Source organism: Amycolatopsis sp. NPDC006131 (assembly GCF_040614175.1).
Lineage (GTDB): Bacteria > Actinomycetota > Actinomycetes > Mycobacteriales > Pseudonocardiaceae > Amycolatopsis_E > Amycolatopsis_E tucumanensis.
This window is the reverse complement of sequence record NZ_JBEXTX010000175.1, coordinates 1-11,513: the sequence shown is the minus strand read 5'-3', so window position 1 is coordinate 11,513 and position 11,513 is coordinate 1. Positions and strand designations below refer to the sequence as shown.

The following is an 11,513-nucleotide window of genomic DNA, read 5'->3' as shown; positions in this document are numbered from 1 at the left end:
GCAAAGCCAGCCACTTCCTCGCCTTCCTCACCCTCGGAGCCGCCCTGACCTGCTACAAGAAACTCCGCAAACACACCACATGAGACACGCTCTAAACGAAAACCTTGCCTGGGTTCAGGATTCCGTGTGGGTCCAAGGCATTTTTGACTGCGCGGTGCATCTCCAGGACCTCGTGGCTAACCTCGCGACGCAAGCCGCCGCGTTTGAGCAAGCCGATTCCGTGCTCGCCGGTCACCGTGCCGCCCAGTTCTACCGCGTCGGCGATGATGTCCTCGAATGCGGCCTGTGCCCGGCGCCGAGCCGCGTCGTCGCCGATGGGTGTGATGAGCAGCGGGTGGAGGTTTCCGTCGCCGGCGTGGGCGATGTTCGCGATCAGCGTGTCGTGCCTGGCGGCCGCCTTTTCGATCCGCGCCAGCATTTCCGGCACCAGCGCGCGCGGCACGCACACGTCCTCTGTGAGCACCGGGCCGAGCCGCTCCAGCGCGGGGTACGCCAGGCGCCGTGCGTCGAACAGGGCTTCGGCCTCGTGTTCGTCCGTGGACAGCGCCGCCCAGGTCGCGCCGGCCTCCTCGAAACACCGCAGGATCGTCCGCGCCTCCTCCTCGCCGGCATGACCCGGGGTGTCGACGCGGCCCAGCAGCACCACGTTCGCCTCGGTGGACAGGCCCATGTTCTTCCACGCGTCGACCGCCTCCAGGCAGTGCCGGTCGACCAGCTCCAGCGCGGACGGGATCACCCCCGACGCGGACACCGCGCTCACCGCCTCACCGGCGGCGATCACCGAGTCGAAGTACCCGGCGATGGTGCGCTCGGGCTCGCGCCGCGGGCGCAGCCGCACCGTCACCTCGGTGATCACCCCGAGCGTCCCCTCGGAGCCGACCATCAGGCCGCACAGGTCGTACCCGGCGACGCCCTTCGCGGTGCGACGGCCCAGCCGCACGACCTCGCCGCGCCCGGTGACCACCTCCAGCGCCAGCACATAATCCCTGGTCACGCCGTACTTCACGCAGCACAGCCCGCCGGCGTTGGTGGCCACGTTCCCGCCGATCGTCGACCACGGCGAGCTCGCCGGGTCCGGCGGGTACCACAGCCCCTGCTCGGCGCAGACCGCCCGCAGGTCGTCGTTCACCACGCCCGGCTGCACGACCGCGAGCCGCTCGGCGCGGTCGATCTCCAGCACCGAGTCCATCGACTCGAACGAGATCATGATGCAGCCGTCGACGGCGTTCGCCCCGCCGGACAGCCCCGTCCCGGCCCCGCGGGGCACCACGGGGATTCGGTGTTCCGCCGCGAACCGCACGACGTCGCGCACCTCGGCGGTCCCGCGCGGCCGCACCACCGCGGCGGCCTGCCCGTATTCGGCCCACTCCGCGTGGTCCTGCAGGTAGGACTCGACCACGGCCGGGTCGTCCACCACGCGCTCAGCCGGAACGACCCGCCTCAGGGCGGCCACCAGTGTCGGGGAATCCATCACAACCTCCACCGAGGAGGCTACCGGTATGACGACGGCCGCCAGGCCCGCTGAGCGGCAGGTGAGACGCCGGCTACAGCAACCGGCCGTCGTCGTCCCGGAGGTGCCCCGGCGCCACCAGGAACGCCTGGTACTCGTACTCCTCCTCGTAGAACACGACGAGACGGTCCTTCCCGGCGCCGATCGCGGTCCAGCCGTACCCCAGCACCTCGCCGATCTCCTCGGCCCAGCGGTCGTCCCGCGCGGCGCAGTAGAGCCACGGGAAGTCGTCCACCCCGGTGAGCACGTACAGCCGCCCGTCGAGCCCGGCCCGTGCGGCGAACTCCGCCTGCCAGGCGCGGATCTCGTCGTCGTCCGCCGACTCGGGCAGCACCGAGTCCGGCTCGGCGGTCGTCCGCCGGGTCTTGACGAACTCGGCGCGCAGCCACTCCGGGAAGTCCGGCCACTGGGCGAACTCACCGGTGTCGAAAGCGGACAGACGGTCCTTGAGCTGTTCGGCCTTCTTCGCCTGCAGCAACTTCAGCCGCCGGTCGCGCGCGGACCCGGTCACGGCTCAGTCACCCGCCGGCCAGCTCGGAGCATGCGACCCATAGTAGTAGTGGTGCGGACCATCGACCCGGTCGTACTTCTCACCGATCACCACCCCGTCGTGGCCCGCCTTCGGCTGGTAGGCGTGGAAGTGCGGGTGCGGCGCGCGCGGGTCGTTCGTGTGCTCGGCGATCACCCTCGGGCCGTTCGGCGTCTCGTACTCGTAGTAGCGGCCGTGTGCGCCGGGGGCGCTGTCGTAGTGGTAGTTGCCCCGCCCCTGCAAGGCCGGGTTGTCGCCGACGGTCCACTGCCGCACGGGCGACGCGCTGTTGGGGATGCCGGCCCGGTCGCGCGCGGCGTTGAACGCCTCCCGCCGCTGGTCGAACCACCGGTTGTCGCCCTTGGGCAGTTCTTCCTTCTGCGCGTCGCAGTCGCGGCACGGCACCAGTCCCAGCGGGTCGAGCCACGTCATCGGGTTCGGGACGTAGGCCTGCGGGTTCGGCCCGGCGACCAGGCCGAGCGGGTCCTGGCTCGCGTAGCGCCCGAGCTCGGGCACGTAGTAGCGGTGGTAGTTGTAGTCCAGACCGCTCTCCGGGTCGTGGTACTGCCCGGGGAACCGCAACGGGGTGTCGGCGGCGCCGACTCCGGCGACCAGGCCCCACACCGATCTGGTCGCCCGCCACGCCAGGTTGCCCGCGGCGTCGACCAGCTCGGTCGGGGTGCCGATCAGGTCGGTCACGATGCCGTAGAACTCGCGGTCGACCCAGGCCTGGTCGCGGGTGTTCCAGAGCCGCTCGGTCTGGCTCACCGGCTGCAGCGTGTCCGGCAGCCAGTGCCACGCCTTCGTCCGGCCACCGGATTCGATCTGCTCCACCAGGACCGTGTCGTCCCAGACGAAGTCGGTCCGCTCGGCGACGGTGTGGCCGTCCTCGGCGATGCGCTGCTTGCTGATGCGCCGCCCCAGCGCGTCGTAGGCGTACCGCCACCGCGTCCCGTCGGGGGTGACCAGCCCGACCAGCCGGTCTTCGCCGTCCCAGGCGAAGTGCCAGTTGTCCGGTTTCGCGGACAACCGCTTCCGCTGCCGGAGCACCATCCGCCCCTGACGGTCGTAGGCGTACCGGACGTTCCCCGCGGCGACCGTGAGCGTGCCGCTGACCTGGCGTGGCCCGCTCGCCTCGGGATCGGCCGGGTTGTGCGCGGCCCGGAGGTTGCCCACGCGGTCGTAGTCGTAGCGCTCCGCCCAGCCCGCGCCGCGGACGCCGACGACCCGCCCGGCCTGGTCCAGGTCGAACTCGCAGAGGCCGCCGAGCTGATCGGCGGTCGCCACGAGCTGGTCGTCCGCGCGGTAGGAGTAGGTGCGGTGCTGGATCCGCCGCACCGGCGACGCGGCCGACACCGCGGACAACGTCTGCGCGAGCAGGCGGTTGCCCGCGTCCCACTCCTGCGCGAGGGAGATCCCGGTGTCCAGCAGGCGTTCCACTTCCCGGCCCGCGATGTCGTAGCGGAAGCTCATGGTGCGGCCCGCGGCGCTCAGCACGGACGGCCTGCCCCCGGCGTCGTAGCTCCACCGGCTCTCCACGCCCGTGGGGGTGCGCTGGTACACCGGCCTGCCGAGCAGGTCGTAGCGGGATTCGACGGTGCGGCCGTTGACGGTCTCGGCGACGACGCGCCCGGCCTCGTCCCGCTCGAAGCGCACGTCGGCGTCGGCGTTCACCGCGCGAACCAGGCGTCCCGCCGCGTCGTAGGTGAACCGGGCGGGCGGCGCGTCGCCCGTCTGCCGCTCGACGAGGTTCCCCACCAGGTCGTAAGTGAAGCGCGTGGTCTCCCCCGCACCGTTCGTCCGCGACACCACCTGCCCCGCCGCGTCGTAGGTGTAGACGAGGGTCCGGCCGGTGAAGTCCGTCTCGCGGACGAGGTTGCCGACGGCGTCGTAGACGTACCGCCACTCCGAGCCTGCCGCGTTGCGCACGACGACCGGCCGCATCTTCTCGTCGTAGGTGTACTCGAGGCGGTTCCCGTCCGGGGTCGTGACGGCGGCGGGCAGGTCGAAGTGGGTGCTGACGACGTGCGTCAGCTCGCCCGCGGCGCCGGCTCCGGCGGTCTGGTTGCCTTCCCCGTCGTACTGCCAGCGCTCGACCGTGCCGTCCGGACCGGTGCGGGACAACAGCAGCCCCTCGACGGTCCAGGTGTAGGTGGTCGTCGCCCCGGCCGGGTCGGTCCGGGACCGGATCCGGCCGAACTGGTCGCGACCGAACAGGTTCACCGCGCCGTCCGGGCCGGTCATGGCGACGGGGAGACCGGCGTCGTTGGTTTCGACCTGGTGCACGCCGCCCAGCGGATCGACGATCGCCGCCAGGTGGTTGCGTTCGTCGTACCGGTACCGGGTCACGGCTCCGGCGGGGTCGGTGACCGCGACGAGGTTCCCGGCCTCGTCGTAGTCCCGCCGCGTCACCGCGCCCGTCGGCTCGACGGTGGCGACCAGCTGGCCGTCGCGGTCGTAGCTGAACAGCCGCTGGGTGCCGTCCGGGCGGGTCAGCGCCACCAGGTTGCCTGCCTCGTCGTAGCGGTAGGACGTGGTGCGCCCCAGCGGATCCGTCCGGGACAGCAGCCGGTCGTAGCGGTCCCACTCCGAGCGGGTGCTGCCGCCCAGTGCGTCGACCTCTTCGACGATCTGCCGCAGCTCATTGAAGCGGTAGGTCGTCTCGTGGCCCGCCGCGTCGGTCCACACCGAGACGAGGGCGTCCTGGTCGATCCGCAGCGTTCCGGTGTGCGCGCCGCCGGAACCCTCGGTCCGGACGTACCGGCCAAGGCCGTCGTAGTGGAAGCCGTACCACTCGCCGTTGCGGTCCACCCAGCGCGTGATGCGCCCCGACCGGTCGTAGGCGAAGGTCAGGGGCCGGTCCGACGAGTTGAACACGTCGGTGAGGCGGCCCTTGTCGTCGTAGGCGTACCGGAGCAGCGGGACGTCCGGCGCACCGTCCGCGCCGCGGAGGGTCAGCGCGGTGATCCGGCCGCCCTCCGCGGTGACCGCCACCCGGTAGTTCCCCGAGTGCCGGATCTCGCTGGGGGCGCCGTTCTCGTAGTCCACGTCCAGCCGTTGCCCCGTGCGGCCCACGACCGACCGCAGCGGCAGCTCGCCGTCCGGCGCGCCGGCGACGGGACCGAAGGTGTACCGCTCGCGCTTCTGCCGGTGGGTGACCACGTACTCCTCCCCGGTGCGGACGAGCGGCCAGCGGGCTCCCTCGATGGGGAACACGGGCTGACCGTCACGCACGGGGTGCGGGTAGACCAGGACGCGGCCGTCCTCGGTGACGAAGTAGATCCCGTCGTCCTCGACCTCGAGGCGCTGGTCGAACGTGGACGCCCAGGTCCGCCCGAACCACCGGCCGAGCCGGTAGGCCGAGGCGTGCCGCCTGCGCACGGTCAACGGCAGCACCGCCGGGAGGTCGACGTCCACCTGCGGCAGGATCACCTCGCCGGTGAAGACGTTGATCGGGTCGCCGTTTGTGCAGGTCGAGTCCTCGTCCTGGCCGGACTTGCGCGGGTCCTCGGCAGAGTCCCTGGCCCGGGACGGGCCGTCACCGCCGGGCTGGCCGCTGCCCGGGGTGCCGTCGACGCCGTCCGGGCTGTTCGGCGCGTCGGGGCTCGCGGGGCCGTCCAGGTCCGGCGTCTCGACCTTCCCGCCGCCGTGTGCGGCCGACGGGGTGGTGCCGTCACCGCCCAGCTTGCGGCCGAGCTTGCTCAACTGCTGAATGATCTCGTCCAGCTTGCCGATGACCCGGCTGATCCGCGGCGACACGTTCCCGATCGTCTTGACCAGCTTCCGGATGAAATCCGCAATCCGCGTCACCGCACTCGAAATCGCCGCCGTCGCCTGCGCAGCGATCAACGGCGTCGCGAAACCCAACGTGCACGCCGCCTCCAACGCCCACGTGATCAGCTTCCCCACCAGCTCGGCCACGATGTCGCGCACCATCTCGCGCACGAACCCCACCACCGTGCCCATGATCATCACGCCGGTGGAGATGCCGTCGGCCAGCGCCGCCGCCCCCGCCAACGCCTCGGCCTGCTCCGCGCCCGACCGGCGGTAGGTGTCGGCACCCTGGCCGGACCAGCCCGCCGTGCCACCCTCGACCTCGTTCTTCAAATCACCCGCGACCGCGCCGACCTCCCTGGCCACGTTCGCCCACGTGTCGGAAAACGACTGGATCACCGGCGGATCCCCCGCCAGCCAATCCAACGCCTCCTTCAACGGCCGCACATGCTCGATCAGCCACGCCACCCCGTACTGCGCCAGCGTGCCCAGCGGATCGATCACCATGGACAAGACCTCGAGACCGGCGCCGAGCGCCCCCAGCCCGCCCTCGACCCACGACCCGTCCTTGATGCCATTGGACAGGTCCTGCGCCGACTCCAAGATCCCGATGCCGGTGACCGCGGTCGTCTGCGACTGGGCCTGCGCGACCAGCGGGTTGCTCATGTCAGGGGCTCACCCAGCCGCTTGACCGTCTGCCGGGTGCTCTCGTCCTGTCCGTCGTAGGTGGTGGCCGTCGTGCGGACGTTGCCCGCGGTGCCGGTGACCGACTCGGCCGCGGTCTCCAGCGCGCGGACGCCCATCTGTTCGAACGGGTCGAGCATCATCGCGAACGGCTGGCAGATCACCCCGAACGCGCTGTTGTCCATGCTCACCTGGCGGGCCGCGTCGACAGCGGTCTGCAAGCGTTCCGCCAGCCCGTCGACCTTGCCCGCGTGCGTGCCGAGCTCGTCGGTGAGCACCTCGTAGCCGTTGGCGGCGCCGCGGGCGGCCGAGCCGCCCGCCCTGGTGCCCGCGCCTCGCGCGAAGCTGCTGGTCATCGCTCCCCCTAGTCGCGTCGCAGGAAGGACTGGTCGCCGAAGTCGCCGTCGTCGTCATCGCGCCGGGGCCGCTGGGGCGGCGCCGGGCGGCGAGGCTGCCGGGGCGGCTCGTCGTCGGCCTCGCTCTCGATCCGCAGCTGGCGGCCGGGCACCGGCGGCTCGGGGTCCTCGGGCGGGGCCTCCGGGAAGTTCTCGGCGGCGGTGCGCACGATGTGCTGCGCCGCGCTGTCCGACTCGCCCACGGTCCCGGCCACGATCTCCTGGATGACCTGCGGGTACTTCGACTGGGCCTTCTGCATCGCCTTGAGCACGTTCGCCGCGATCTCGTCGGGGCTCATCCCGCGGACGGCGTCGGTCATGCGCACGTCGGTGGGGATGCCGTTGTTGCCGACGGTCACGCTGACCGCCCCGTTCGCGACGGATTCGGTGATCGAGATCTGCTCGACCTCGTGCTGCATCGCCTGGAAGCGCTGCGACCGCTCGACCGCGTTGCGCTCCCAGTCGCCGACCATGCGCTCGATGTCCGACAGGTCCGCCACCGGAACCCCCTTCCGCTCTTCCTGCAGACGGTCCGGCGACCGTACCGGTTCCACACCGGTCCCGTACTCGGTATCGGCAGGTCCCTTACTCGTCCGGATAGGCGCTGGACCGATCAAGTGAGGAATCCCAAACCTGAGTCCCGGGACTTGGGCCACTTCGGTCACAACGGCGAACGCGAGGGGGTTAGCCTGGTAGGCGCATCAAGCGGACAACAAGATCGAGATATGGATAGAGGCGAGTCCCTGCCGTGTCCAGCAGCAGCCCTGCGTCACAGTTCGGCCCCAACGAATGGCTCGTCGAGGAGATGTACGACCAGTTCCTCGCCGACCCCTCTTCAGTAGACGCCGCATGGCACGAGTTCTTCTCGGACTTCAAGCCGACGCAGACCACGGAGTCGAAGCCGGACGCCGCGCCCGCGCCCGTCCGTGAGCAGCCCGCCAAGCCGGGCAACGGCCAGGTCAACCAGGCTGCGACTGCCCCGGCCGCGCCCGCCCAGCCGAAGCCCGCCGCCAAGCCGGCCGCGGAGCCCGCCAAGCCGGCCGCCAAGCCCGCGGCCGCGAAGCCGGCCGCCGCGACCACGAAGCCGGCCGCCGCCGAGCCGGAGAGCAAGCAGCTGCGGGGCGCCGCGGCCGCGATCGCCAAGAACATGGACGCCTCGCTGGCCGTGCCGACCGCCACCAGCGTGCGCGCGGTCCCGGCCAAGCTGATGGCCGACAACCGCATCGTCATCAACAACCACCTCAAGCGCACCCGCGGCGGGAAGATCTCGTTCACGCACCTCATCGGCTACGCCATGGTGCGGGCGCTGCAGGACTTCCCGAACATGAACCGGCACTACGCCCTGGTCGACGGCAAGCCGCACGCCGTCACGCCGGAGCACGTGAACCTCGGCCTCGCCATCGACATGAAGGGCAAGGACGGCGGCCGCACGCTGGTCGTCGCCTCGATCAAGAACTGCGAGAACATGACGTTCCGCCAGTTCTGGCAGGCCTACGAGGACATCGTCAAGAAGGCCCGCAACAACAAGCTGACCGCGGACGACTTCGCCGGCACCACCATCTCGCTGACCAACCCGGGCGGCATCGGCACCAACCACTCGGTGCCGCGGCTGCAGGCCGGGCAGGGCGCGATCATCGGCGTCGGCGCGATGCAGTACCCGGCGCACTTCGAGGGCACCAGCGAGGAGACCCTCGTCAAGCTGGGCATCAGCAAGATCATGACGCTGACCTCGACCTACGACCACCGCATCATCCAGGGCGCCGAGTCCGGCGAGTACCTCAAGCGCATCCACGAGCTGCTGCTCGGCGAGGACGGCTTCTACGACGACATCTTCACGTCGCTGCGGCTGCCCTACGAGCCGGTCCGCTGGGTCTCCGACATCCCCGAGGGCGAGATCGACAAGACCGCCCGGGTGCTGGAGCTGATCGACGCCTACCGGATGCGCGGCCACCTGATGGCCGACACCGACCCGCTGAACTACCGCCAGCGCCGCCACGAGGACCTGGACGTCCTCTCGCACGGCCTGACGCTGTGGGACCTGGACCGCGAGTTCGCTGTCGGCGGGTTCGCCGGCCAGCAGAAGATGAAGCTGCGCGACGTGCTGGGCGTGCTGCGCGACTCCTACTGCCGGACCGTCGGCGTCGAGTACACCCACATCCTGGACCCGGAGGAGCGCCGCTGGATCCAGGACCGCGTGGAGGTCCCGCACGCCAAGCCGGACCCCAACGTCCAGAAGTACATCCTGTCGAAGCTGAACGCGGCCGAGGCGTTCGAGACGTTCCTGCAGACGAAGTACGTCGGCCAGAAGCGGTTCTCGCTGGAGGGCGGCGAGACCGTCATCCCGATGCTGGACACCGTCCTGGACAAGGCCGCCGAGCACGAGCTCGACGAGGTCGTCATCGGCATGCCGCACCGCGGCCGCCTGAACGTGCTGGCGAACATCGTCGGCAAGCCGATCTCGCAGATCTTCCAGGAGTTCGAGGGCAACCTCGACCCGGGCCAAGCGCACGGCTCCGGCGACGTGAAGTACCACCTGGGCGCGGAGGGCAAGTACTTCCGCATGTTCGGCGACGGCGAGACCCGGGTGTCGCTGACCGCGAACCCGTCGCACCTGGAGACCGTCGACCCGGTGCTCGAAGGCATCGTCCGCGCCAAGCAGGACATCCTCGACAAGGGCGACAGCGACACCGGTGGCTTCTCGGTGCTGCCCGTGCTGCTGCACGGTGACGCGGCGTTCGCCGGCCAGGGTGTCGTGGCGGAGACGCTGAACCTGGCGCTGCTGCGCGGCTACCGCACCGGCGGCACCGTGCACATCATCATCAACAACCAGGTCGGCTTCACCACCGCGCCGGAGCACTCGCGGTCCTCGCAGTACGCGACCGACGTGGCGAAGATGATCGGCGCGCCGATCTTCCACGTGAACGGTGACGACCCGGAGGCGGCGCACTGGGTGGCCAAGCTGGCCGTCGACTACCGCCAGGCGTTCAACAAGGACGTCGTCATCGACATGATCTGCTACCGCCGCCGCGGCCACAACGAGGGCGACGACCCGTCGATGACGCAGCCGGCGATGTACGACATCATCGACACGAAGCGCTCGGTGCGGAAGACCTACACCGAGTCGCTGATCGGCCGCGGTGACATCTCCGTCGAGGAGGCCGAGGCCGCGCTGCGGGACTTCTCGAGCCAGCTGGAGCACGTCTTCAACGAGGTCCGCGAGCTGGAGAAGCACCCGATCGCGCCGAGCCCCTCCGTCGAGGAGGAGCAGCAGGTGCCCGCGAAGGTGCCGACCGCGGTGCCCGCCGAGGTCATCGAGCGGATCGGCGACGCGTTCGTCAACGTCCCCGAGGGCTTCACCCCGCACCCGCGCGTCAAGCCGGTCATGGAGCGGCGGTACAAGATGTCCCGCGAGGGCGGCATCGACTGGGCCTTCGGCGAGCTGCTGGCGTTCGGTTCGCTGGCGATCGAGGGTCGTCTGGTGCGGCTGTCCGGTCAGGACTCGCGTCGCGGCACGTTCACCCAGCGCCACTCGGTGCTGATCGACCGGAAGACCGGCCGGGAGTACGCGCCGCTGCAGAACCTGGCCGACGACCAGGGCCGCGTGATGATCTACGACTCGGCGCTGTCCGAGTACGCGGCGGTCGGTTTCGAGTACGGCTACTCGGTGGCGAACAGCGACGCGCTCGTGCTGTGGGAAGCGCAGTTCGGCGACTTCGTCAACGGCGCCCAGACGGTCATCGACGAGTACATCTCGTCCGGTGAGGCGAAGTGGGGCCAGCGGTCGGACGTCGTGCTGCTGCTGCCGCACGGCCACGAGGGCCAGGGCCCGGACCACACGTCGGGCCGCATCGAGCGGTTCCTGTCGCTGTGCGCCGAGGGTTCGATGACCGTGGCGGTCCCGTCCACCCCGGCGAACTACTTCCACCTGCTGCGGCGCCACGCGCTGGACGGCATCCAGCGCCCGCTGATCGTCTTCACGCCGAAGTCGATGCTGCGCAACAAGGCGGCGACGTCGGGCCTGGAGGACTTCACCGGCGACTCGAAGTTCATGTCGGTCATCGACGACGCCGAGGTGGAGCCCGGCAAGGTGCGGAAGGTGCTGCTGACCTCCGGCAAGCTCTACTGGGAGCTGGTGGCGGAGCGCGCCAAGCGCGAGGCTGACGATGTCGCCATCGTGCGCATCGAGCAGTACTACCCGCTGCCGAAGAAGAAGCTGCTGGCGGCGCTGGAGCGCTACACCGGCGCCGAGGTCGTGTGGGTCCAGGAGGAACCCGAGAACCAGGGCGCGTGGCCGTTCTTCGGCCTCCACCTGCCGCGCATGTTCCCGGACGTGCTCGGCAAGCTGGACGTGGTCTCGCGGCGCCCGATGGCCGCCCCGTCGGCCGGCTCGTCGAAGGTGCACGAGGTGGAGCAGAAGGCGCTGATCGCCAAGGCCTTCAGCTGATCTAGCAACAAAGGAAGCGCCCTCCCGAAACAGGGAGGGCGCTTTTTCTCTGCAACAAACGCAAGCCGGCAACGGAAACAAGCCGACTACCCCAACCAGACCTCCCCCGCCCCCGATCCACAGCCGATCTTTAGTCGCCGACCAGGCTTGTCAAGGCACGCTTTCCCGCCTTGACAA

6 protein-coding genes are annotated in these 11,513 nt (G+C 70.3%); 1 reads left to right on the top strand and 5 read right to left on the bottom strand.

Going from position 1 to position 11,513, the window contains the following annotated elements:
- Positions 1–91: 91 nt before the first annotated feature.
- The 5 genes from ABZ215_RS41685 to ABZ215_RS41665 all read right to left on the bottom strand — a co-directional run bounded on the left by ABZ215_RS41685 (position 92) and on the right by ABZ215_RS41665 (position 7,392).
- A complete protein-coding gene (locus ABZ215_RS41685; protein WP_354956336.1) occupies positions 92–1,471 on the bottom strand; it encodes an FAD-linked oxidase C-terminal domain-containing protein in 1,380 nt (459 codons plus the stop codon).
- Between the two features lie 73 nt (positions 1,472–1,544).
- Positions 1,545–2,021: a hypothetical protein gene (locus tag ABZ215_RS41680; RefSeq protein WP_354956334.1), complete on the bottom strand. Its 477-nt coding sequence runs from the start codon at positions 2,019–2,021 to the stop codon at positions 1,545–1,547.
- A gap of 3 nt (positions 2,022–2,024) precedes the next feature.
- Positions 2,025–6,479: a DUF6531 domain-containing protein gene (locus ABZ215_RS41675; protein ID WP_354956332.1), complete on the bottom strand. Its 4,455-nt coding sequence runs from the start codon at positions 6,477–6,479 to the stop codon at positions 2,025–2,027.
- On the bottom strand, positions 6,476–6,853 hold the full coding sequence (locus tag ABZ215_RS41670; RefSeq protein WP_354956330.1) for a type VII secretion target: 378 nt from the start codon (positions 6,851–6,853) through the stop codon (positions 6,476–6,478). The genes ABZ215_RS41675 and ABZ215_RS41670 overlap by 4 nt, the downstream gene beginning before the upstream one ends.
- An 8-nt stretch (positions 6,854–6,861) precedes the next feature.
- A complete protein-coding gene (locus ABZ215_RS41665; RefSeq protein ID WP_354956328.1) occupies positions 6,862–7,392 on the bottom strand; it encodes a YbaB/EbfC family nucleoid-associated protein in 531 nt (176 codons plus the stop codon).
- Between the two features lie 248 nt (positions 7,393–7,640).
- Here ABZ215_RS41665 and ABZ215_RS41660 point away from each other — a divergent pair, with 248 nt between their 5' ends.
- Positions 7,641–11,336 (top strand): multifunctional oxoglutarate decarboxylase/oxoglutarate dehydrogenase thiamine pyrophosphate-binding subunit/dihydrolipoyllysine-residue succinyltransferase subunit, encoded by a 3,696-nt coding sequence (locus ABZ215_RS41660; protein ID WP_354956326.1) that lies wholly within the window; start codon positions 7,641–7,643, stop codon positions 11,334–11,336.
- Positions 11,337–11,513 lie beyond the last annotated feature (177 nt).

Bases quoted from the DNA above. Each gene is read 5' to 3' on its own strand.
- ABZ215_RS41685 (WP_354956336.1), bottom strand. From the start codon at position 1,471: ATGGATTCCCCGACACTGGTGGCCGCCCTGAGGCGGGTCGTTCCGGCT.
- ABZ215_RS41675 (WP_354956332.1), bottom strand. From the start codon at position 6,479: ATGAGCAACCCGCTGGTCGCGCAGGCCCAGTCGCAGACGACCGCGGTC.
- ABZ215_RS41670 (WP_354956330.1), bottom strand. From the start codon at position 6,853: ATGACCAGCAGCTTCGCGCGAGGCGCGGGCACCAGGGCGGGCGGCTCG.